The organism is Burkholderia sp. WTPI3, assembly GCF_021483755.1.
Lineage (GTDB): Bacteria > Pseudomonadota > Gammaproteobacteria > Burkholderiales > Burkholderiaceae > Burkholderia.
The window spans coordinates 1-22,538 of the sequence record NZ_JAGIXF010000046.1; the positions used below are offsets into that span (position 1 = coordinate 1).

At 64.9% G+C, this 22,538-nt stretch carries 24 protein-coding genes; 13 read left to right on the plus strand and 11 right to left on the minus strand.

Annotation, left to right across the window (positions count from 1 at the left end; translation table 11 throughout):
* On the plus strand, positions 1 to 322 hold a 322-nt coding region (locus J7024_RS22985; protein ID WP_234745530.1), incomplete at its 5' end, for a LysR substrate-binding domain-containing protein.
* A 32-nt stretch (positions 323 to 354) separates the two neighbouring features.
* On the opposite strand, the gene J7024_RS22990 is transcribed toward J7024_RS22985, so the two are convergent.
* Entirely contained in the window at positions 355 to 1,305 is a 951-nt protein-coding gene (locus tag J7024_RS22990) for a LysR substrate-binding domain-containing protein (protein WP_124897182.1), read from the minus strand.
* A 140-nt stretch (positions 1,306 to 1,445) separates the two neighbouring features.
* Here J7024_RS22990 and J7024_RS22995 point away from each other — a divergent pair, with 140 nt between their 5' ends.
* The 4 genes from J7024_RS22995 (at position 1,446) to J7024_RS23010 (ending at position 6,163) form a co-directional block, all read left to right on the plus strand.
* Entirely contained in the window at positions 1,446 to 2,291 is an 846-nt protein-coding gene (locus J7024_RS22995) for an FAS1-like dehydratase domain-containing protein (RefSeq protein WP_124897181.1), read from the plus strand.
* Between the two features lie 30 nt (positions 2,292 to 2,321).
* The gene (locus tag J7024_RS23000) at positions 2,322 to 3,479 is read left to right on the plus strand and encodes an acyl-CoA dehydrogenase family protein (RefSeq protein WP_124897180.1); all 1,158 of its coding nucleotides are present in this window, start codon (positions 2,322 to 2,324) and stop codon (positions 3,477 to 3,479) included.
* 14 nt (positions 3,480 to 3,493) lie between these two features.
* Positions 3,494 to 4,672, plus strand: a complete 1,179-nt coding sequence (locus J7024_RS23005) for a CaiB/BaiF CoA transferase family protein (RefSeq protein ID WP_175787034.1) — start codon at positions 3,494 to 3,496, stop codon at positions 4,670 to 4,672.
* Between the two features lie 102 nt (positions 4,673 to 4,774).
* Positions 4,775 to 6,163 (plus strand): MFS transporter, encoded by a 1,389-nt coding sequence (locus J7024_RS23010; RefSeq protein WP_124897178.1) that lies wholly within the window; start codon positions 4,775 to 4,777, stop codon positions 6,161 to 6,163.
* Between the two features lie 107 nt (positions 6,164 to 6,270).
* Here the strand turns inward: J7024_RS23010 and J7024_RS23015 are convergent, their stop codons facing one another.
* Entirely contained in the window at positions 6,271 to 7,137 is an 867-nt protein-coding gene (locus tag J7024_RS23015) for a hypothetical protein (protein ID WP_124897177.1), read from the minus strand.
* Between the two features lie 67 nt (positions 7,138 to 7,204).
* On the minus strand, positions 7,205 to 8,110 hold the full coding sequence (locus J7024_RS23020; protein WP_124897325.1) for a LysR family transcriptional regulator: 906 nt from the start codon (positions 8,108 to 8,110) through the stop codon (positions 7,205 to 7,207).
* Between the two features lie 222 nt (positions 8,111 to 8,332).
* On the opposite strand from J7024_RS23020, the gene J7024_RS23025 reads away from it, so the two are divergent.
* The 3 genes from J7024_RS23025 (at position 8,333) to J7024_RS23035 (ending at position 11,439) form a co-directional block, all read left to right on the plus strand.
* Positions 8,333 to 9,733 carry an MFS transporter gene (locus tag J7024_RS23025; RefSeq protein ID WP_124897176.1) on the plus strand — a complete coding sequence of 467 codons (1,401 nt, stop codon included), beginning with the start codon at positions 8,333 to 8,335 and terminating at the stop codon, positions 9,731 to 9,733.
* A gap of 72 nt (positions 9,734 to 9,805) precedes the next feature.
* Positions 9,806 to 10,639, plus strand: a complete 834-nt coding sequence (locus J7024_RS23030) for a shikimate dehydrogenase family protein (RefSeq protein WP_124897175.1) — start codon at positions 9,806 to 9,808, stop codon at positions 10,637 to 10,639.
* A 77-nt stretch (positions 10,640 to 10,716) separates the two neighbouring features.
* Positions 10,717 to 11,439 (plus strand): sugar phosphate isomerase/epimerase family protein, encoded by a 723-nt coding sequence (locus J7024_RS23035; RefSeq protein ID WP_175858355.1) that lies wholly within the window; start codon positions 10,717 to 10,719, stop codon positions 11,437 to 11,439.
* Between the two features lie 4 nt (positions 11,440 to 11,443).
* Here the strand turns inward: J7024_RS23035 and aroQ are convergent, their stop codons facing one another.
* Genes aroQ through J7024_RS23070 form a run of 7 tightly spaced genes read right to left on the minus strand, consistent with a single transcriptional unit; the run spans position 11,444 to position 16,856 of the window.
* Positions 11,444 to 11,881: a type II 3-dehydroquinate dehydratase gene (aroQ, locus tag J7024_RS23040; RefSeq protein WP_124897173.1), complete on the minus strand. Its 438-nt coding sequence runs from the start codon at positions 11,879 to 11,881 to the stop codon at positions 11,444 to 11,446.
* A gap of 19 nt (positions 11,882 to 11,900) precedes the next feature.
* Entirely contained in the window at positions 11,901 to 12,953 is a 1,053-nt protein-coding gene (locus J7024_RS23045) for a Gfo/Idh/MocA family protein (RefSeq protein ID WP_124897172.1), read from the minus strand.
* A 40-nt stretch (positions 12,954 to 12,993) separates the two neighbouring features.
* Positions 12,994 to 13,827: a shikimate dehydrogenase gene (aroE, locus tag J7024_RS23050; RefSeq protein WP_124897171.1), complete on the minus strand. Its 834-nt coding sequence runs from the start codon at positions 13,825 to 13,827 to the stop codon at positions 12,994 to 12,996.
* The gene (locus tag J7024_RS23055) at positions 13,824 to 15,047 is read right to left on the minus strand and encodes a CaiB/BaiF CoA transferase family protein (RefSeq protein WP_124897170.1); all 1,224 of its coding nucleotides are present in this window, start codon (positions 15,045 to 15,047) and stop codon (positions 13,824 to 13,826) included. The genes aroE and J7024_RS23055 overlap by 4 nt, the downstream gene beginning before the upstream one ends.
* The gene (locus J7024_RS23060) at positions 15,047 to 15,505 is read right to left on the minus strand and encodes a MaoC family dehydratase (protein ID WP_175750946.1); all 459 of its coding nucleotides are present in this window, start codon (positions 15,503 to 15,505) and stop codon (positions 15,047 to 15,049) included. Before J7024_RS23060 ends, J7024_RS23055 begins: the two co-directional genes overlap by 1 nt.
* Positions 15,506 to 15,516: 11 nt before the next feature.
* On the minus strand, positions 15,517 to 15,909 hold the full coding sequence (locus J7024_RS23065) for a VOC family protein (protein WP_124897168.1): 393 nt from the start codon (positions 15,907 to 15,909) through the stop codon (positions 15,517 to 15,519).
* The gene (locus J7024_RS23070; RefSeq protein WP_124897167.1) at positions 15,906 to 16,856 is read right to left on the minus strand and encodes a ketopantoate reductase family protein; all 951 of its coding nucleotides are present in this window, start codon (positions 16,854 to 16,856) and stop codon (positions 15,906 to 15,908) included. Before J7024_RS23070 ends, J7024_RS23065 begins: the two co-directional genes overlap by 4 nt.
* Positions 16,857 to 17,343: 487 nt before the next feature.
* On the opposite strand from J7024_RS23070, the gene J7024_RS23075 reads away from it, so the two are divergent.
* A complete protein-coding gene (locus J7024_RS23075; protein ID WP_124897166.1) occupies positions 17,344 to 18,003 on the plus strand; it encodes a carbonic anhydrase in 660 nt (219 codons plus the stop codon).
* 285 nt (positions 18,004 to 18,288) lie between these two features.
* Here the strand turns inward: J7024_RS23075 and J7024_RS23080 are convergent, their stop codons facing one another.
* On the minus strand, positions 18,289 to 18,858 hold the full coding sequence (locus J7024_RS23080; RefSeq protein ID WP_124897324.1) for a lipocalin family protein: 570 nt from the start codon (positions 18,856 to 18,858) through the stop codon (positions 18,289 to 18,291).
* 250 nt (positions 18,859 to 19,108) lie between these two features.
* On the opposite strand from J7024_RS23080, the gene J7024_RS23085 reads away from it, so the two are divergent.
* The 4 genes from J7024_RS23085 to J7024_RS23100 all read left to right on the plus strand — a co-directional run bounded on the left by J7024_RS23085 (position 19,109) and on the right by J7024_RS23100 (position 22,533).
* On the plus strand, positions 19,109 to 19,720 hold the full coding sequence (locus J7024_RS23085) for a sigma-70 family RNA polymerase sigma factor (RefSeq protein WP_124897165.1): 612 nt from the start codon (positions 19,109 to 19,111) through the stop codon (positions 19,718 to 19,720).
* Positions 19,717 to 20,451: an anti-sigma factor gene (locus J7024_RS23090; RefSeq protein ID WP_175750893.1), complete on the plus strand. Its 735-nt coding sequence runs from the start codon at positions 19,717 to 19,719 to the stop codon at positions 20,449 to 20,451. The genes J7024_RS23085 and J7024_RS23090 overlap by 4 nt, the downstream gene beginning before the upstream one ends.
* 151 nt (positions 20,452 to 20,602) lie before the next feature.
* A complete protein-coding gene (locus J7024_RS23095) occupies positions 20,603 to 21,436 on the plus strand; it encodes a DUF1295 domain-containing protein (protein WP_175761174.1) in 834 nt (277 codons plus the stop codon).
* The gene (locus tag J7024_RS23100) at positions 21,433 to 22,533 is read left to right on the plus strand and encodes an SAM-dependent methyltransferase (protein WP_175770218.1); all 1,101 of its coding nucleotides are present in this window, start codon (positions 21,433 to 21,435) and stop codon (positions 22,531 to 22,533) included. The genes J7024_RS23095 and J7024_RS23100 overlap by 4 nt, the downstream gene beginning before the upstream one ends.
* Positions 22,534 to 22,538: the final 5 nt, after the last annotated feature.

Genomic DNA, 22,538 nt, shown 5'->3' on the forward strand with positions numbered 1-22,538 from the left:
GGAGCAGGCGCGGCCCGGAGCCGGCACGACGCTCGACGTCGTCGCCGAAACGAATGCGATGAGCGTGCAGAAAAGTCTCGTCGCGCGCGGGCATGGCTTCACGGTGTTGCCGAGCATCGCGGTGATCGACGACATCGCGCGCAACGAACTGCGCGCGGCGCCGCTGTCCGACCCGGGGCTTCAGCGCACGATCGTGCTGGCGCTGCCGAATACGCGCCGGATCGCGGCGGCCGGGCGGGCGGTCACCGCGCTGCTCGTCGACGAGATGCGCGCCGCGGTCGTGCGCGGCGACTGGCCGTCCGCGCACTGGCTCGCGGACTGAGCGCATGAGCGTTCGGCATCACGACTGCCGCGTCACGACGGCGCGGCTTCGTTCGCGCGCAGCGTGATGCCGGTCCACGTGCCGTTCGCGGCCAGCTCGCCGATCAGCTCGACGATCGTCTGCCGCACGGCGAGCGTCGCGGAATTGACGGGTGACGTATTCGACCAGCACAGGCTGGCGGGCCGGCGAATCTCGGGATCGACGATCCGGCGCGTTTTCGGCCGGTTCGACGGCTCGCGCAGCGCCAGCGAGGACGCAGGCAGGATCGTGCAGGCATGGCCCGACTGCGCGAGCGAGATCAGCGTCGGCAGCGAATCGACATCCGCGACGATGTTCAGCGGCACCTCCTCGCGCGCAAACGTGCGCTCGAGCAGCAGGCGCAACCCGTTCTGCACGCCCGGCGCGACGAGCGGCACGCCGGCGAGCGACGCGAGGCCGCAGGTCCGGCCGCGCGACGACACCGCGCCGCCCGGCTCGCCGAGCAGATGCAGCACTTCGTCGAACAGCGGCATCGCGGTCACGCCCGTCGTGTTCGATTCGCGGAACAGGATCGCGAGGTCGAGCCGCCCGTTCGCCAGCAGTTCGCTGATGAAGCCGCTCATGCTTTCGATGTACTGCAGGCGGATGCCCGGATAGCGCGCGCGCACGCGTTCGAACAGCGGCACTGCAAGGATCGACGTCATCGTCGTCGGAAAGCCCACCGCGACCGTGCCCGACTCGCTGCCCGCGCCTTCGCGCACTTCCTGGCGCAGTTGCTCCATCTGACGGAGCACGAGCCGCGCATGCCGGTAGAGCGCCTGCCCGGCGGCCGTCGGCTTCACGCCCTGCGGGCTGCGCAGCAGCAGCGTGACGCCGATGTCGTCTTCGAGCTTCGCGATCTGCTGGCTCAGCGACGGCTGCGCGACGAACAGTTTTTCGGCCGCTTTCCCGAGGCTCCCGTATTCAACGATGCTGACGAAATAACGGAGCTGACGGATGTCCATGGCGGGCAGGTCGACGTGAAAGTCATAGGATACCCCTATGACCGGCACATTCAAACGGTATTTCCGCTGCGTCCGCGCTTCACCTAAAGTCACTTCAATCGAAATCGAATCAGCCGGCCCGACCGGCGATGGAGGTGACAATGAATGCAACCGGGTCGCATGCCAGCGACGATGCCAAACAGGTCCAGACCGACCTGATCGGTGCCGAACGTGCGGTGGCGTTCGCCGCCGCGCTCGATCATCCGATCGTTCCCGCCATCGGCGACGCGCTGCTGCCCGCGTGGCACTGGCTGTATTTCTGGTCAATTGCGCAGCAGTCCGAACTTGGCCCGGACGGCCATCCTCGCAAGGGCGGCTTCCTGCCCGATCTCGGGTTGCCGCGGCGCATGTGGGCTGGCGGACGGCTCACGTTCGAGCGCCCGCTGATCATCGGCGAGCACGCGACACGCACGTCGAGCGTGCTGTCGATCGAACGCAAGGAAGGACGCAGCGGCACGCTCGGCTTCGTCACCGTCGAGCACGTGATCGAATCCGCCGGTGAAGTCGCGATCCGCGAGGAACACGACATCGTCTATCGCGGCGCGCCCGCGCCCGGCGCCGTCGAGCCCGCGCCGCAGGCCGCGCCCGGCGACGCGCAATGGCAACGCGACATCGCGCCGGACGAAGTGCTGCTGTTCCGCTATTCCGCGCTGACCTTCAACGGCCATCGCATCCACTACGACCGCACCTATGTGCGCGACGTCGAAGGCTATCCGGACCTCGTCGTGCACGGCCCGCTGATCTCGACGCTGCTGCTCGACCTCGTGACGCGCTCGCTGCCGGGCGCGACGGTCGCCGAATACGCGTATCGCGCCGTGCGGCCGACCTTCCTCGGCAGCGCGTTCAGCGTGTGCGGCCGCGTCGCCGACGACGGCAAGACCATCGATCTCTGGGCGAAGGACCACGACGGCTGGCTGACCATGACTGCTCGCGCCACCCTCGCCTGACCCATTCCGACGATTTCCCCGACACGACAGATGAACCCTACCGACGCGTACCAAGACATTCGAGAAGCCGTTCGCGACCTGTGCGGCCAGTTTTCCGCGGAATATTTCCGCAAGATCGACGAGGAGCGCGGCTATCCCGAAGCGTTCGTCGATGCGCTGACCCAGGCCGGCTGGCTCGCCGCGCTGATTCCGCAGGAATACGGCGGCTCGGGCCTCGGCCTCACCGAAGCGTCGGTGATCATGGAGGAAATCAACCGCGCGGGCGGCAACTCCGGCGCGTGTCACGGCCAGATGTACAACATGGGCACGCTGCTGCGCCACGGTTCGGCCGAACAGAAGCAGCGCTATCTGCCGAAGATCGCGAGCGGCGAACTGCGCCTGCAGTCGATGGGCGTGACCGAACCGACCACCGGCACCGATACGACGAAGATCAAGACTACCGCCGTCCGCAAGGGCGACCGCTACGTGATCAACGGTCAGAAGGTGTGGATCTCGCGCGTGCAGCACTCCGACCTGATGATCCTGCTCGCGCGCACGACGCCGCTGTCGGACGTGAAGAAGAAGTCCGAAGGGATGTCGATCTTCATCGTCGATCTGCATCACGCGATCGGCAACGGGATGACGGTTCGCCCGATCCCGAACATGGTCAACCACGAGACCAACGAGCTGTTCTTCGACAACCTCGAAATCCCCGCGGAAAACCTGATCGGCGAAGAGGGCCAGGGCTTCAAGTACATCCTCGACGGGCTGAACGCCGAGCGCACGCTGATCGCCGCCGAATGCATCGGCGACGGCTACTGGTTCGTCGACAAGGTGTCGCAGTACGTGAAGGATCGCGTCGTGTTCGGCCGCCCGATCGGCCAGAACCAGGGCGTGCAGTTTCCGATCGCGCGCTCGTTCATCAACGTCGAGGCCGCGAGCCTGATGCGCTTCGAGGCCGCGCGCCGGTTCGACGCGCACGAGCCGTGCGGCGCGCAGGCAAACATGGCGAAACTGCTCGCCGCCGATGCATCGTGGGAAGCCGCGAATGCGTGCCTGCAGTTCCATGGCGGCTTCGGTTTCGCGTGCGAATACGACGTCGAGCGCAAGTTCCGCGAAACGCGCCTGTATCAGGTCGCGCCGATCTCGACGAACCTGATCCTGTCGTATGTCGCCGAGCACATCCTCGGCCTGCCGCGTTCGTTCTGACGGGAGTGACGAGCATGCGCCCACTGGAAGGAATCAAGGTCGTCACGTTCGAGCATGCGATCGCCGCGCCGTTCTGCACGCGTCAGCTCGCGGATCTCGGCGCGCGCGTGATCAAGGTCGAGCGGCCGGGTGTCGGCGATTTCGCGCGCGGCTACGACGAACGCGTGTCGGGGCTCGCGTCGCACTTCGTGTGGACCAACCGCTCGAAGGAAAGCATCACGCTCGACGTCAAGCAGGCCGCCGCGCTCGAGGTCGTGCACCGGCTGCTCGCCGATGCCGACGTGTTCGTGCAGAACCTCGTGCCCGGCGCGACGCAGCGCCTCGGCCTCGACTACGGCACGCTGCGCGAGCGCTACCCGCGGCTGATCGTCTGCGACATCTCCGGCTACGGTCTCGCCGGGCCGTTTCGCGACAAGAAGGCGTACGACCTGCTGATCCAGAGTGAATCCGGATTCCTCAGCATTACCGGTTCGGAGGGACAACCGGCCAAGGCCGGCTGCTCGATCGCCGATATCGCGGCCGGCATGTACGGGTACACCAACATCCTCGCCGCGCTGATCGAGCGCGGACGCACCGGGCGCGGGCGGCACATCGACGTGTCGATGCTCGAAAGCATGGTCGAATGGATGAGCTATCCGCTTTATTACGCGATCGACGGCCAGACGCCGCCGCGGCAGGCCGGCGCATCGCACGCGACGATCTTTCCGTATGGCCCCTTCAAGGCCGGCGACGGCAACACCGTGATGCTCGGGCTGCAGAACGAGCGCGAATGGAAAAGCTTCTGCGAGACCGTGATCCGCATGCCCGAGCTGGCGGCGGACGAGCGCTTCGGTTCGAACAGCCGCCGTGTCGCGAATCGCGACGCGCTCGTGTCCCTCATCTTGCGCGCGTTCTCGACGCTGACCGCTGCCGACGTGATCGACCGGCTCGAGCAGGCCGGCATCGCGAATGCGCGGATGAACGACATGCATGGCGTCTGGACGCATGAACAGCTCGCCGCGCGGCATCGCTGGACGCAGGTCGACACGCCTGCCGGCGAGATCCCTGCCCTGCTGCCGCCGGGTATCGCGCCGGGTGACGAGCCGCGCATGGATCCGGTACCGGCACTCGGCCAGCACACCGATGCCCTGCTGCGCGAGCTCGGCTACGCCGACGAACAGATTCGAACCTTGCACGCATCCGGCGCCGTCTGACCGGGCCCTTCCGCGCTGAACTCGGCGCACTCATCATCCAACTATCGAAGCGGCTCCGCGTCCGGTCAACGGACGCGAGGGCGCCACACAACTGGAGACATCATGGCGAACACCGTCAATGCCGCCGGCCGGCTCGACCGGCTGCCGATTTCAAGGTTTCACTGGAAGATACTCGGACTGATCGCCGGTGGCGCGTTCCTCGATGCGTTCGACATCTATCTCGCGAACGGCTCGGTCGCGGCAATGGTCAAGGACGGATTCACCGATCTGCGACATGGCGCGATGTTCGTGTCGTCGACGTTCGTCGGGATGATGATCGGGGCGTTCGTCGCCGGTCATGTCGGCGATCGGCTCGGGCGGCGGTATTCGTATCAGCTGAATCTCGCGGTGTTCGGGCTTGCGTCGATCGCTGCGTGCTTCGCGCCCGATATCGAGTGGCTGATCGTGCTGCGGTTCGTCATGGGCGTCGGCCTGGGCGCGGAGCTCGTGGTCGCGGCCGGGACGCTGGCCGAGTTCGTGCCGCCCGAAACGCGCGGCAAGTGGGTGTCGTTGCTGGCGATCATCACCAATAGCGGACTCTTTGCTGCGCTGGCTGCCGGATACTGGATCATTCCTTACCTCGGCTGGCGCTACATGTTTGCGCTGGCGGGTGTCGGGGCGCTGGTGGTCTGGTTCATGCGCAAGCGGATGCCGGAGTCGCCGCGCTGGCTCGAATCGGTCGGGCGGCTCGACGAGGCCGAAGCGACGCTCGCCGCGATCGAGCGGGAGGTCGGCAAGCAGCTCGGCACGCTGCCGCCGGTGCGGCGCATCGTCGATCTGCATGTCGGGAAAGTGCCGCTCGGGGTGCTGTTTTCGAAAGGGATGCGGGCGCGGACGGCGGTTGCCGCGTTGACCGCGATCGGCGTCAACGTGGGGCTCTACGGCTTTATCGCCTGGTTGCCGACGTTTTTCGTCACGCAGGGGCTGTCGGTCGTCAAGTCGCTCGGGTTCGTGTTCCTGATGTCGATCGGATCGCCGGTCGGCGGGTTGATCGGGTATCTGATCGCGGATCGGGTCGGGCGTGCGAGGGGGATCGTCATTTCATCGATTCTCAGTATCGCGCTCGGGTGGCTGTATGTGTCGTTGCGGGATACGACCGCGATCATTCTGGTCGGGTTCTGCCTCGTCAGTGCGATCTATACGATCACGACGCTCGGGTTGTTCGGCTATATTCCGGAGCTGTTTCCGACCGAGGTGCGGTTGCGTGGCACCGGTGTGGCGGGGATGGCCGGGAGAATGTCGTCGATCGGAACGCCTGCGCTGGCCTTGGCGCTTTATCAAGCATTCGGAGTGTCCGGCGTGATCGCGATGGTCAGTGCAACACTCGGCGTGCTGTGTGTCGCGATCGGGCTGCTGCGGGTTGAAACGGGACGGCAGGCGCTGGAGGAAGTTGCGCCGGGGACGAGCGACGCGGATGGTGCGGTGGTCAGCCCGGGGGTTACGCAAACCTGATCGACGCCGACGCATCGACATACCGGCCGCGACGAACCCTCCATGTTCGATATTCGCGGCCGGAGAACGTGCGGCGGGCGTTGGTGACGTTGCACCGGTTCCGAGTGTCAGTCGCCCGTGAATCGACGCGGCTGATAAGTTCTGCCATTCCACGTAAAGCGAGCCGACTCGCCTGAAGCAGCCTTGCCCCTGGGCCGCACTATGAGGTCATAGTGACCGTTCGTCTGGTGCGGACTGAACGACACCGCGTAGTGAACCTCCGTCGTGTTGTCCGCATCGCACGCCTCCTGCTGCGCATCGCTCGGGTCCTTGCCCTTCCCCGCCGTCTTCTCGGCGCAATCCCTGGCCCCGTCCTTGTCATAGGTCGACCAGTCGGTCAGCGCGGTAAAGACAGGCGTCACGCGAGCATCCGCATAGCGATACAGGCTCAGTATCTCGGTCGTGTCGCTATGCGAGGTCGACGTGTAGTTATTGTCGAAGCGCACGCCGAACGCGGTTTCCTGATCGCTGATCCGGTAACGAACAAGATCCATTGTCAGCGAGGCATTCCATAGCATCGGCGACGTATCGACGCGCTCGCTTCGGTCGCTGGCGAGCAGGTGAAAACCGTGTTCGTCGCGGGTCAGGATGCCGGTCCATAACGCCGCTTCGACGTCTTCATTCGCGCGTTGCACCAATGCGGCCGCAACCCATAACGGGCCCGCACTCGACGGCCCGTGCGTCCATTGCGCCAGCGCGGAACCCTTGATGCCGTCAGCGGGAGCCGGGGTTTTGCCCATCAGGGCAAGGAGTGCGGCTTGCTGGTCTTTGTCGCTCGTATCGCCCGCGGCAAACGCGTGATTTGCAACGAGCGCCAGGGCGAGCGCCAGCGCCGTTTGTACGCACCAGCGGCGTTTCCCGCTTTTGCTGTCGCGGAGGTGTCGTCGCGCCGACGATGGGCCTGCTTCGCGCTTTTCGTGCCTGTTGATCGCCATAACCCGTGTGTTTCCGTTAAACGCATCTTTCACCCGGCTGCGAACAGCTTGGCCGGCTCACACGCTACTAACCTCTGTTCGAGAACAAATCGGCCACGACGGATCGCAACCACCGATTGCCTGCTTCGTGATGGTACTTCGCGTGCCAATGCTGCCGCACCGCGAATCGATCGACCGGGAACGGGCAGGAATGAACCGCGATGTCGTTGACCTTCGCCAGTGTCTCCCCGATGTTTCGCGGCAACGTGGCGATAAGATCGGTCGACTTGATGATCGACCCGAGCCCGAGCATGCCCGGAAGCTCGAGGACGACATTGCGCTCGATGCTTTCGCGCAACAACGCCTGCTCCAGCAATTGTGCGCCCGTGCCGGCGGCAATGATCACGTGCCCCTCGCTGCAGTACTGCTTCATGCTCAGTCTCGTGCGCACGCGCGGGTGGTCCGGATTCGCGAGACACACCCAATCCTGCATATAGAGCTGTTGCTGATACATCCCGCTACCGAGCCACGGTACATGCCCGATCGCCAGATCGGCCTCGCCGGATTCGAGCGCGCGCTCCGTATTTCCGTCGATTCTCGCGGCCTCCAGCCGAATGCCCGGTGCATGCGCACGCACGTGGGCCAGCATGCTCGGCAGCAGCGTGATGTGACTCGCATCGGTCATGCAAATGCGAAAGCGGCGCTTCGCCGTGGTCGGATCGAACGAAATCTCCCATGCCGAAAACCGGCGAAGCGACTCCAGGATCTCCCTGCACGGTCCGATCAGCGCGTCCGCCTGAGGCGTCGGCGTCATCCCGGCCGGCGTGCGGACGAACAGCGGATCCTGCAGATGTTCGCGCAACCGCCCCAGCCAGATGCTGATCGTGGGCTGGCTCTGCCCGAGCTGCTCGGCGGCGCGCGTGACGCTGCGCACGTCATACAGCAGATCGAAGAGCTGCAGCAGCTTCAGATCGGGTAACTCGGACGTGTTCATGGCGGTATTGTCGAACGCAATGCCCTCATTGTATTCATTGCATTGCCTGCAGGGGAGCATTCTCGTATCTTCATTTTGGGCTCGACGGCCCGCCGTCGCGTGAAAACGGCCACGTTCGGGTCGCCAGAGATGCAGCCGACGATGCTGCTCCGGTCAATTCAAAATCAGGAGACGTTCATGGACAAAGGGATGCCGCGGCAAGGCGGCGGAATTGACGGGCTCATGGATGAAAGAGCCCGCAAACAGGCACGGAAAGCGAGGGCAAGCGGCTGGATCGGTTCCGCGCTCGAATACTACGACTTCTTCATCTACGCACAAGCCGCTGCGCTGGTCTTTCCGCAGATCTTTTTCCCCAAAGGCGATCCGAAGATCGCCATCGTGGCCTCGCTGGCGACGTACGGCGTGGGTTATGTGGCGCGCCCCATCGGCGCGTTCGTTCTCGGGCACTGGGGCGACACGCACGGCCGCAAGACCGTACTCCTGATCTGCATGTTCCTGATGGGCTTCTCCACGATGGCCGTCGGCGTGCTGCCCACGTATCAATCGGTCGGCATGCTCGCGCCCGCGCTGCTCGTCATCCTGCGACTGGTTCAGGGTTTTGCCGTCGCGGGCGAAATCTCGGGCGCCAGCTCGATGATCATGGAACAGGCGCCGTTCGGCCGGCGCGGCTACTTCGCGAGTTTCACGTTGCAAGGCGTGCAAGCCGGTCAGATTCTGGCTGCCGCCGTCTTCCTGCCGCTTGCGTACTACATGCCGGAAGACGCATTCGCTGCATGGGGCTGGCGCATTCCGTTCCTGTTGAGCGCGGTCGTCCTGATCGCGGGATTCATCATTCGCCGCGAAGTCGACGAAACCGCCGCGTTCGCCAGGGAAGACGCGAGCGGTCAGGTCGCACGCGCGCCCATCCTCGAAGCGTTCAGGTACAGCTGGCCCGACATGCTGCGCGTCCTGTTCATGGCGTTCATGAACGTGATCCCGGTCGTCACAACCATCTTCGGCGCCGCGTATGCAGTGCAGCCGTCGTACGGCATCAACTTCCACGCGAGCGTGTATTTGTGGATTCCGGTGGTCGGCAATATCGTGGCGGTGCTTGTCATTCCGTATGTCGGCAATCTCTCGGACCGCATCGGGCGGCGGCCGCTGATGATCGTCGGCGCGCTCTCGTCCGGCCTCCTTTCATATGCGTATCTGTATGCGATCAGCGTGCACAACCTGCCCGTCGCCTTCGTGATGTCGATACTGATGTGGGGCGTGGTGTACCAGGGCTATAACGCGGTCTTCCCCGGCTACTATCCGGAACTGTTCCCGACGCGCTTTCGCGTCTCCGCGATGGCGATCGCTCAGAACATCGGCACGACCATCACCGCGCTGCTTCCCGCGCTCTTCGCGGCTGTCGCGCCCCCGGGATCGCACAATGTGCCGCTGATGATCGGCTCGATCACGCTGGCCGCCACGATTGTCTCGGCGCTGGCCGCCTGGAGCGCGCGGGAGACTTATCGCGTGCGTCTCAACGACCTCGGCAAGCAGGATGCCGTGCCGATCCCGAAAGAGCAGTACGACCGGCTCCGCGAAGAAGCACTGAGCGAAACGAGACTCGCGAAAGCGTCCATGCAAACGCATTGATTTCCATGAACGGGCACATCCACCGATGTGCCCGTCCGGTCTATCCTGCAATGGCAACACCTGGAGGCATGCATGATCTCGGGCAACACTGCCATCATCGCGCACATCGGTTTTCCGACACATTCGTTCAAGTCGCCGATGATCTATAACCCTTACTTCGATCGTGCCGGGATCGATGCGATCGTCGTCCCGACGGGATGCAAGGCGGACGCGTTCCCCGCGTTTCTGCGTTCCGTTTTCACGCTCGAAAATATTCGCGGCGCGTTGATCACGATGCCGCACAAGGTCACGACCGCCGGGCTCCTGGACGAAGTCACGCCCGCCGTGAAGATTGCCGGTTCGTGCAATGCGGTACGCCGCGCGAAAGACGGCCGTCTCGTCGGCGACATGTTCGATGGCGAAGGCTTCGTGCGCGGTGTGCGACGCAAGGGCTGCAAACTTGAAGGCGCTCGCGTGCTCGTGGTCGGCGCGGGCGGCGTAGGCTCGGCCATCGCGGCATCGCTCGCCGCGGCGGGCATTGCATCGCTTTCGCTTTACGATGTGCGGCACGAATCCGCGCAGGGTCTTCGAGACCGGCTGGCAGCTCACTATCCCGAGCTCGAATTGATCACCGGCAGCAACGATCCGGCGGGCTATGACCTCGTCGTCAACGCGACGCCGATGGGCATGAACGATGACGACCCGCTTCCCGTCGATGTCACGCGGATTTCGCCCGACACGTTCGTCGGCGAAGTCGTGATGAAAGCAGAAATGACGGCGTTTCTGACGGCCGTGCAGGCGCGCGGCTGCCGCTTTCAGGTCGGCACGGACATGTTGTTCGAACAGATTCCCGCCTACCTCGAATTCTTCGGTTTTCCGAGTACGACGGCCGACGTTCTGCGCACCCTCGCAACACTCGAATACTGAGCCCCCTTTCCTGCGACGGGCCGAAAATGACCATTCCGCAGTTTGGCTGGTGCGGGCCGCCGCATCAGGCGCCCCTCATGCAGCAGGCCGGACTCGACTATATCGAAACCCGGCTCGTGCCGCTTCACATCGAGGACGATGATTCTTTTGCGCGGGCGATCTCGCTGATCGAGGCGCTGCCGCCTCCTGCGCTCGCATTCAGCTATCTGTTTCCGCACGATTTCAGGCTCGTCCGATCGGACAAGGACGAAGCGCGCAATCGCGCCTATTTCGACCGCGTCGTGCAGTTGCTTGCGCTGGCGAAGGCGCGCATCGTCGTGCTGGGCAGCGGCCGGACCCGCAACGTTCCTGACGGATGGTCGACGCGCGATGCGGAAGAGGATTTCGCGTCAACGCTCGACTGGTGCGCCGATGCGCTATCCGGCGCGACCCTCGTCATCGAGCCGCTCAACCGCAACGAGTCGACGCTCGTCAATAGGGTCGCCGATGCCGCTCGCCTCGTGCGGATGGTGAACCGGCCGGAAGTGCGTGCGCTCGCGGACTTCTATCACATGGATGAAGAAGCCGAGCCGCCGAGCGAGCTGCGCGAGCACGGCGCATGGCTTTCGCACGTTCACCTCGCCGATACCGGCCGACTCAACCCGGGAACGGGCGCGTACGACAACCCGGCGTTCTTCGGCCACCTCAAGGCCGCAGGCTACCGAAGCCTGCTCAGCAGCGAATGCGGCTTCGACGGCGATCCGGCCGCGTCGATGCGCCAGAGCGCGGCGTTCCTGCGCCGCGCCTGGGCCGACGCTTGAAACGTCAGGCGGCGGCCGATACCGCCGCCCGCAGCCCGAGCGAATAGCTGTCGAGACCAAAGCCGCAAATCTGCCCCTTCACGATCTCGGCGAACACGGAATGATGGCGGAAGGTCTCGCGCGCGTGGATGTTGGACATATGAATCTCGACGACGGGCACCGTCAGGATGGCAAGCGCGTCCCTGATCCCGTAGCTGTAGTGCGTCCATGCACCGGCATTGATGAGCACGCCGTCGACCTTGTCGACGAACGCCTGATGGATTCGCAGGCACATGTCGCCTTCGCTGTTCGTCTGATAGCTCTCGACTGCGACGCCAAGCTCCGTGGCCAGCGCCTGGAGTCGCGCGTCGATGTCGGCGAGCGTGGCCGTGCCGTATTGAACCGGATCGCGCTTGCCGAACATGTTGTGGTTGATGCCGTGCAGCATGAGAAAAGTTTTCATCATTGACCTGTATCGAGTTTCAGAGTGACGTCGTTTCGACGACTGCGCCGGTTGCCGCGGCTTTCACGATCGCCTCGGTGATGCGCAGATTTTGCAGGCCATCACGCGCGGTGACGATCGGTTTGGCTTCGCCACGCACGACTTGCCCGAAGTGTTCCATCTGATACTTGAGCGGATCGTCGCGCGTCGTGTCGGCCACGCTGACATCGAACGGCTTCCACCAGGATCGATCTTCATCCTTTCCGTAGGTCTTGAGACGCATCGTCGGAATCGACAAGGATCCGGAGACGCCGGCGATCACGTAGCAATCCTCGTCGGAACAGGACGCGTAGGCCTTGTTCTCTTGCGACGTCTGTTCCCAGCTACGCGCGCTGGCGGCCGTATCCGACAGCAGGAACGTGCCGAGTGCACCGCACGCGAAACGCAGATTGATGGCGACGGTATCCTCGACGGCGAAGCCGCGCGTCGCATGCGACGAAAACGCCTGCACCGCCACGATGTCGCCGCACAGCATCCGCAGATTGTGAATCTCGTGAATCATGTTCAGCAGGATCGGGCCCGCACCCGGTTCCTTGCGCCATGGCGCATCCGCGAAATAGTGATCGGGTTTGAAGAACAGCGCGCTGCCCATCACGGCGACCAGCGAACCGAGCCGTCCCTCGTCGATGATCTCCTTCGCGCGCGCCATGATCGGGCTATGTGCGCGGTGATGACCGATCAGGACACTCGCGCCATAGCGGTCGACATCGGCGACGAGCGCTTCCGCCTGTTGCACCGTGGGGGCAATGGGCTTTTCGAGCAGCATCGGCACGCCGGCCTGCATGCTCAAGCGTGCGTGTTCCGCGTGAAGCGTATTGGGTGTCGCAAGAACCACACCGTCGGGGCGATCCTTCTCGAAGAGTTCATCGAGCGAGCGGCGATGCGGCACGCCCGCTTTCGCTGCAACGTCCGCCGCCGCGTCGGACGGGTCGATCACGGCCGAGAGCACGCATGTCGCGCTTTCGCGAACCACGCGTATATGTTCGAGCCCGATGTAACCGGCACCGGCTACCGCGATACGCGTTTTCTCCATTTCACTCTCCGTAGCTTGCACGCGGCGTTTCCTCGTCTCGTCAATCGAGCGGGACGGTCAGCTGGTCAATGACGGCCTGCGTGCACGGACGAACCCCACGCCACCATGCGAACGCTTCCGCAGCCTGCTCGACCAACATGCCGACGCCGTCGGCGATGTGCTGCACGCCTGCACGACGCGCGAGCTGCAGGAACGGCGTGAGGCCCTTTCCGTACGCCAGCTCATAGGCGGTGCCGGCCGCGCTGAAGACGCTCGGCGGAACGGGCGGCAATTGGCCGGTCAGGCTCGCGGACGTTGCGTTGACGACGAGGTCGAACTCCCCCATCGATTCAAGCTCCGCATAACCGCAGGCGGCGAGCATTGCGCCTGCCGCGACCTGTTCGACGAGCGCCTCCGCCTTGTCCACGCAACGGTTAGCTATCACGAGTCGCGCAGGCCGCGCCGCGATGAACGGCAGCAACGCGCCGCGCACCGCGCCGCCCGCGCCCAGCACCAGCACGCGCTTGCCCGCCATCGGCCGATGCAGGTTGATCTCGATGTCGCGCACGAGGCCGACACCGTCGAAGTTCTCCGCCACGATGCGCCCGTTCTCGAACTTCATTGCGTTGACGGCGCCCGCGAGCACGGCCCTTTCGCTACGTTCGTCGGCCATGGCGAACGCTTGCAGCTTGAAGGGCGCGGTGACGTTCATGCCCTTGCCGCCCGCCGCGATGAAGGCCCGCACCGTATTGCTGAAGGCACTGACCGGCTCCAGCGGACCCTCGATGGCGGCATACGTGATGCCCTGCCCGGTCTCCTGTGCGAAAAGACCGTGGATCAGCGGCGATTTCGTATGGCCGATCGGATTGCCGATTACCGCGTATCGATCGCTCATTGCGCCCCCGGCTTCGAAAAGAGCACGCCATCGGTTTGCATCGCGTCGATCTCGGCGGCGCTGAAGCCCAGCGATTGCGCGACTTCCTCGTTGTGCTGCCCCAGATCGGGGCCGACCTCGCGGATGGACGTGTCGCAGTCGGAAAAGCGGAACGGCAGGTTCGGCAGCCGCAGTGTTCCGAAGCGCGGGTGCGTCTGCTCGATCACCATGCCGCGCGCGACGATCTGCGGATCGGCGACGACCTCGTCGATGCGCTGCACCTTCGCGCCCGGCACATCGACGCCATCGAGCAGCGCCAGCACGTCCGCGACGGAACGCGCAGCCACCCACGGCTTCACGACCGAGAGAATCTCCTCGCGATGCGCATTGCGCCCGTTCAGGTCATGAAACCGCGCATCGGCGCCGAACCCGGCCGGACCGCCGTGCTGTTCGACGACCGTTGCGAATCGCTTCCACGAATCGTCGACCTGCGCGGCGATGACGAGATCGCCGTCAGCCGCGCGAAACACGCCGTACAACGTCGATGTCGGCATGTCGTGACCCGTTTGCTCGGGCACCACACCCTGCATCGTGTAGCACTGGACCGCGTATTCATGCATCGAGAAGAGCGTGTCGTACAGCGCCATGTCGATATGCTGACCGCGCCCGCTCTTCACGCGGCCGAGCAGTGCGGCGTTGACGGCCGCGACGGCGTGAATGCCGGTATACATGTCGCCGAGCGAAATGCGCATGAGCGGCGGGGGCTCGCCCGCATTGCCGATCATTTGCATGATGCCGCTCCTGGCCTCCGCGATGAGACCGAAGCCCGCGCGATGCGCGTCGGGCCCGGTGTGCCCGTACGCTGAAATCGAGCAGTAGACGAGGCCCGGATTGCGTTCCGACAACGCGGCATAACCGAGGCCTAGCTTGTCGAGCGCGCCGGGCCGATAGTTCTCGATGAACACATCCGCCGAATCGCACAGGCGCTGCATGAACGCCTTGCCGCGCGGATCCTTCATGTTGACGCTGACACCTCGCTTGCCCATGTTGAGCTGCAGGAAATACGCGCTTTGCTGGTCGTCGAGAATCGTGGCGTGCTGGCGGCCGGCATCGCCGCTGCCGGGACGTTCGACCTTGATCACTTCCGCGCCGAGTGCCGCGAGGCACCGTCCGACATACGGGCCGGCAAGAAAGTGGCTGTAATCGACGACGCGGATACCTTCGAGGGGACGGGGCTGCATCAGTTCGCTCCCGGACGGCGCGGGATCATCAGACGATGCTCGCCACGTTGAACGACTTCACCGTTCTGATTGATCAGCTCCGAAGGCAACACGACGATGCCCCAACCCGGACGGCTCTTGCTCGCACGCATGGCGCCCACCCGGAACTTCACATGCAGCACGTCGTCGACCTTGATGGGCAACAGGAAGTCCCATGTCCATCCGAGCGACATGCCGGGCAGGAAGCGATAGTCGCTTCGCGTCTTGAGGCCATCGGCGATGGACAGGCCGAACAGGCCGTGCGCGACGATGCAGCCGAAGTGGCTCGCGTTCGCGTATTCCTCGTCGACATGGACAGGCGTGTGGTCACCGGTGAGGTCGGCATACGCGAGGATGCGCTCTTTCGTGACGGTGTAGGTCGGGCTTACGCATTCGTCCCCTTCTTGTGCATCGTCCCAGTATTTTTCGGTAGTGGTGATCGTGCTCATGCTCACGCCTCCGCGCGCGGGTTGATCGCCAGCGCCTGTGCGACGCAGGTGGCAGGCCTGGCCTGAATGAGTTCGACGACGAGCCCGTCGGGCAGACGCAACCAGTTGCGTCCCTGCGGCATCTCGGTGACACCGAACGCTTGCGCGGCGGCGATCGCCGCCTCGAGGTCTTCGCACATCACGCCGAGATGCGCGAGCCGGCCTTCGGTGCCTTCATGCCGCGGCGCGCTGATGAACTGCAGACCGCCCAGCGTCCAGTACTGACGCGGCTCTTCGCGCGTGCCGTCGACTTCCCGCATCGTCATGCCGAGCACGTGTTCGAAGAAGCGGATATGCCAGTGGATGTCCTTCACCCAGATGGCAACGTGTTCGAGATAGGCTTTCGGTGCGCTCATGCCGGGACTCCTTCCTTCTGGCGGTCCGTCATCGCCCGTTCGATGCCCTTGATGCATGCGACGAGCGTCGCGTTCACCGGCGTCGGCACGCCGAGCCGTTCGCCCACCCGCACGACCGCGCCGTTGATGAAGTCGATTTCGGTGACCGACGACTTCTCGAGGCTTTGCAGCATCGAGGTTTTGAATGCGGGCGAAAGGCCCTCGGCGGCCATGTTCCAGGCGTCTTCGGCGTTGTCGATGGAAAGCGCGATGCCGGCGGCTTTCGCGACGGCCATCGCTTCGTCAATGGCCGCAAGCGAGGTGGCCTTCAGAACGGGCTCGTCGTAAAGCTGGCCGTAGGTGAGGCGTGTAATGCCCGTGATCGCGCCCGTCGCGACGTTGATGAGCAGCTTGTCCCACATCGTGCCGACAATGTTGTCGCTGACGGTGGTCGTCAGACCGGCGCGGTTGAACGCATCCGCAACGGCTTGCGCGCGGCGCGTGATGCGGCCGTCGAGTTCGCCGATGATCGTGAGCTTGCCGGTCACGCCGGATTGAATCTGACCTGGCGCACGCAGGACGCCGCCGACGTAGGTCTTGCCGGCAAGCACGCGCTCGCGTCCGACGATCTCGCTCAGCACGTCTTCGTGGCCGAGGCCGTTCTGCAGCGACAGCACGACCGTTTCAGGACCGACGAGATCGACCGCGCCACGCATCGCCGAATCCGTGTGAAACGACTTGACCAGCACGACGACGAGATCGACCGGCCCGACTTCGGCGGGATTCATCGTCGCGCGCACCGCGACGCGGCGCGTGCCGCGCTCGTCGTCGACCTGAAGGCCGTCGCGAGACATGGCCTCGACGTGCGCGGCAAACCGGTCCACGAGCCATGTCTCGTGGCCGCCTTCCGTCAGCGCGGAACCGATGGCGCAACCCAGCGCGCCAGCGCCCAGAAATGCGATCTTCATATATGTCTCCTTGAATGGAGACGAAGATACGGTTCCCGCTGTATGCCGGCAATGCAATGGCTTTAATATCGCCATTGCATTTCACAATATTGATGCGGGTCCGGGCGCAATACTACCGGGGCGGACGTTGAGCCTTTGCGGCCGGCTGCACCAGCTAACTCCGTCGCTAGGCGCTTCGACCGGTTGAAAGAGTGGGGTTGCCGGCCGCGATACTCAGCAGGATCCCGAACTGCAGCCGTTGTGGCGGCGCCGTATGCGTCGGCCGAGACCGAGATCGCAGGCAGTATTTAATTGCGACCCTAAAAAATTGCCAACTTTATTTACGTCAATTAAATAGAGATGCCATTCGCACCGGCATCCTGGGGCGGGGACCGGGTGATGCTGCTCGCCATACCTGCGCCCGCCTGATATCTGCATTATTATGCTCGCCGCGCAGGCGTACCTGCTGCTACTGCACTAATCATACGATTGAAGTTCTGGAGCGAGCATGCAAGACATCATCGACGGTTTTTTGCGTTTTCAGCGCGACATCTACCCGAAACGTGAGGCGCTTTTCAGGCAACTCGCCACGTCACAGAACCCCAAGGCGCTGTTCGTCACGTGCTCCGACAGCCGCGTCGTACCCGAGCTGCTCACCCAGCGCGAGCCCGGCGAACTGTTCGTGATCCGCAATGCCGGCAATATCGTGCCGTCCTACGGCCCGGAACCCGGCGGCGTGTCGGCCACCGTGGAATACGCGGTCGCCGTGCTCGGCGTTCGGGATATCGTGATCTGCGGGCACTCCGATTGCGGCGCGATGGGTGCGATTTCGCGCTGCACCTGCCTCGATCATCTGCCGGCCGTCGCGAACTGGCTGCGTCATGCCGATTCCGCGCGAGTCATCAACGCCGCGCATGAATACGACACGCCGCGCGCGAAACTCGACGGGCTCGTGCGCGAAAACGTGATCGCGCAGCTTGCCAACCTGCGCACCCACCCTTCCGTCGCGCTTGCACTGGAGCAAGGACGCCTGAATCTGCACGGCTGGGTCTACGACATCGAGACAGGAGGCATCGACGCGCTGGACGGCACCACCCGACGTTTCGTCCCGCTGGTCGAGTCGCCCACGGTGGTCGCCGTGAACTCGCGCGACCGCGCTCAGATCTAGCCCGCCGTCTGTTCGCGCCCGATGCCCGGCATCGGGCGCGAACAACGATCCGTCGAACAGTACGGGAACGCGGGCACCGGTTCGTCTCGTCCCATCCCACCCGCGTGTCTCACGGCGTCAACGCAGACGCCGTTCCACGTGACGGACATCGAGCACCGTCATGCGTCCTCCATCGGCGATATCGCACCCTTCGCCGACGCCATCGGCTGCGGCTTCGCGCATACGGGGCTCGGCGTTGCTCCGGCCCCGCCGACGCCACGCATGCGGATTGCACGCGCGGTCTGCCTAATGCGCAGTGCGCCGCAACATCGTCGTGTCGTAGCCGAGCGTGCGGACCCGCTCGACCAGCGCTGCGGCCTGTTCAGCGGAGGGCTTTGCGTCGCGCGTCAGGATCCAAAGGAACCTGCCCGACGGTTCACCGACGATCGACCATGAGTAGTCGCCGGCGTGATCGAGCACCCAGTAATCGCCGAAGAAGAACGGCCCGAAGAACGACACTTTCAGCTTTGCGTTGCCGCTACCGGCCACGATCCTGGCGCGCCCGTCGGAGGTTCGCGCGCGGCCGGCCGGCCCGCCTTCGCGGCAGGTATTGCGCACGCCGATGAGACCGTCCTCCCGCTTCGCATACTCGGCCGTCACGCCGTCGCATCCGCGCTCGAAGCGGTTTTCATACCGCGCGAACTCGTACCATCTGCCGACGTAGCGATCGGGATCGACGGATTTCGCGGGCTGCGGAACCCGAGCATTGCCGCTCGGCCCGCCGGCGAGGCCCGCGCATCCCGCAAGCACAAGTGCGGCGCCCGCCACGATCAGGCCCGCCGCCCACGGCGGCCTGCCAACGATACTTCGCTTCATTGAATGGATCTCCAGGCACGAAACCCGGTCATTGTGCACGCAACCGGCCGTGGTCTGCGGCATCCGCCGCACGTTGCGGCTGCCTGCATCCCCGCGGACGAGTCGCTCGTATCTGACTGAGGATCTTACAACGGGCGTCGCCCCGCACAACGTGCGGCGGGCGCGCCGTCAATCGCTCAATCAGATGCATCCGACAGTGCTATATTTCGCTCGACATTCACAACATGGCGATCCGCGCCATCCACTTCGCATGAGCGACACGCCGAGCGGTGCCAGCGGCTTCGATCAGTCAGCCCCTTCGCGCGATGCCGATGCGGATGCCGCGCGCCGCGACCATCTGAATCGGGTGATGCTTCGGGCAGCAGGCGGCGATCAGGCGGCTTTCGCGGAGTTGTACCGGCTGACCGCGTCGCGCGTGTTCGGGACAATCGTGCGCATGCTTCACGATCACGGGGAAGCCGAGGATCTCCTGCAGGAGGTCTACACGACCGCGTGGCGACGCATCGATGCGTTCGACCCGGCGCGCGGCGGCGCGATGACGTGGCTGATCACGCTGGCGCGCAACAGGACGATCGACCGTTTGCGGCAGCATCGTGATGCGCAGCTCGACGACGAACAGGTGCTGGAGCTTCCCGACGAGGCTCCGACGCCCGCCGCGCTGGCGGAAGCCACGCAGGAGCGCCAGCGCCTCGAGCGCTGCCTGGCGCAGCTCGATCCGCAGCAGGGCCGCGCGGTGCGCGAGGCCTTCTTCAGCGGTGCGACCTACAGTGAGCTGGCAGCGCGGCTGCGCGTGCCGCTCGGAACCATGAAGAGCTGGATCCGGCGCAGCCTGATGCAGCTGAAGGTGTGCCTGGAGCGATGAATACGTCGACCGATCATGATCCCGAATTGCGCTGCGCGGAATACGCCCTCGGCGTGCTCGACGCAGACGCACGCCGCGAGCTCGAGCAGTCCGCCGCTCGCGACCCTGCGTTGCAAGCCACGCTCGAGCGCTGGCAGCGCCGCCTCGCTCCGCTCGCGGACGACGTCACGCCCGTCGACCCGCCCGCGCGAATCTGGACGAGGATCCAGCACGATCTGGGCTTCGTCCCGCAGCCGCGCCCACGCCGCGCCGCGCCAGCCGGCGGATGGTGGAACAGCCTGCGACTGTGGCGCTGGGTCGGCATTGGCGCGAGCGCGGCTGCGCTGGGGCTGCTCGCGGTCAACGTGATCCGGGTGGACGAAGCGCCGCCGCGTCCCGCTGCCGTCGACAGTAACTACATGGCGGCCACGCTCGCACAAGCGGACGGCGTTGCACGGTGGACCGCCACGGTCGACTTGCGGCGTGCACGGATGGTCGTGGTGCCCGCGAACACGCCGACGGTCGCCGCGGACCGCTCGACGGAGCTCTGGCTGATCCCGCCGAATGCGAAGCCGATCTCGCTCGGCGTATTCGCGTCGAACGCACCGGCGTCGATGACGCTACCGCAAGCGATCGTCGCACAACTCGGTGCACGTGCGGTGCTCGCCGTGTCGCTCGAGCCTCGCGGCGGCTCGCCGAGCGGCCAACCCACCGGGCCTGTGCTCGCCACCGGCGCAATGCACATCGCTTGACGCGTACAACGCGCACGCCACGCGTCAAGCGCGGCGGCGTGCCGTCCGTTGCTTCGTCGGCCGACGGGATCACGCCGCGTCTCGTCGCATTCGGTTGCATCCGTTCGGTCGCCAGCTCCGTATAAGGGGATATCGCGTCCCCGGAGCCCGTATGCCCGCCGTCGCCGTTGCCCTCCTCGCCTTCGTCGGACTGATCGTGTCCTTCACGGCAGTGTGGATTACCCAATTGCATTCCCGGAACGCCGGGATGATCGATCCGGTCTGGGCCGCGACGCTCGGCGGCGTTGCCATGTTCGTCGCGATACTGGCTACCGGCCCGGAACTGAATCGTGCGCTCGTGGCCGCCGGCGGCGGCATCTGGGGGCTGCGCCTCGCGCGGCACCTGTGGCGGCGCAACCGCGGGCAGCCGGAGGACCCGCGCTACCGACAATTCCGCCTGCAGTGGGGCGACGCCGCGCCGCGCAACATGTTCTGGCTGTTCCAGTTGCAAGCGCTGATCTCGATGTTGCTGTCGGTCGCGTTCTTCATCCCCGCATACAGCACGGAAACCCCGTCCCGGTTCGCGATTGCAGCGGCAGTTGCGATCTGGATCGTCGCCCTGGCCGGAGAGACCGCCGCCGACCGGCAACTCAAGCAATTCCTCGCGAATCCCGAACATCGCGGCCAGGTCTGCCGCGCCGGCTGGTGGCGCTATTCGCGGCACCCCAACTATTTTTTCGAATGCGTGCACTGGCTCGCCTACGCGGCACTCGCAATCGGCGTGCCGTGGGGCTGGCTGACGCTGATGCCGCCCGTCCTGATGGCCTGGCTGCTGGTCAAGGTATCCGGCCTGCCGCTGCTCGAAGCGCGTCTGGCGCAAACCCGTCCGGGCTACCGCGAGTACATGCGTACGACCAGCGCCATCGTTCCGTGGCCACCGCGGGCGGCGGCCAGCACCTCCCCCACTCGACCCGATCACCCTCAAGACCGGAGCACGCGCTCATGACCGCTACCACCTCGCAACCATCGCCGGCCTCGATGCCCGCCCCCAACGATGCCTGGCTGATTCGCTGCTGCGAGCGCGGCTGGCTGCCCGACGCGCTGATCCGGGCCGGGATGCGCACGCTGATGCGGCAACGCCTGCGCGCCGAGCACGCATACGACGGCGAACGGCGCACGGCAGCCCTCGACGCGCTGGTGCACGAATTGCGCGCGAGCCCGATCGCAATCGAGACGCACGCGGCCAATACGCAGCATTACGAGGTGCCCGGCAGCTTCTTCGAGGCCCATCTCGGCCCGCGGCTCAAATATTCGTGCGGCTATTACCCGTTCGGCAACGAGACGCTCGCGCAGGCAGAGGACGCGATGCTCGCGTTGTATGGCCAGCGGGCCGAACTCGCGGACGGCCAGCGCATTCTCGATCTCGGTTGCGGCTGGGGATCGCTGTCGCTGTGGCTCGCCGAGCGCTATCCGAATGCGCAGATCGTCGGCCTGTCGAATTCGCACGGTCAGCGCGAATTCATCGAGCAATGCGCAGCGCGACGCGGGCTGACCAATCTGCGAATCGTCACCGGCAACGTGGTGGAATTCGGTTTCGGTCCCGGGGACGCCGGTTTCGATCGCGTGCTGTCGATCGAGATGTTCGAGCACATGAAGAACTACGGAAAACTGCTCGCGAAAATCGCGCGCTGGATGCGCGACGACGGCAAGCTCTTCGTGCACATCTTCGCGCACAAGCTCCTCGCCTATCACTTCGCGGTGCGCGACGACACCGACTGGATGTCACGCCATTTCTTCACTGGCGGCACGATGCCGTCGGCCGATCTCCTGCTGCGGTTCCAGGACGACATGCGCATCGCACGCCAATGGTGGCTCGACGGCACCCACTACGCGCGCACGGCCAACCAGTGGCTCGCTTCGCTCGACGCCGCACGCAGCCGGATCATGCCGATTTTCGACACCGTCTACGGCGCCGACGCGCACATCTGGTTCCAGCGCTGGCGAATGTTCTACATGGCCGTGGCCGAACTGTTCGGCTATGCCGACGGGCAGGAATGGGGCATCGCCCACTACCTGTTCGACAAGCGCCGGGGCCGCGCGTGAGGTCC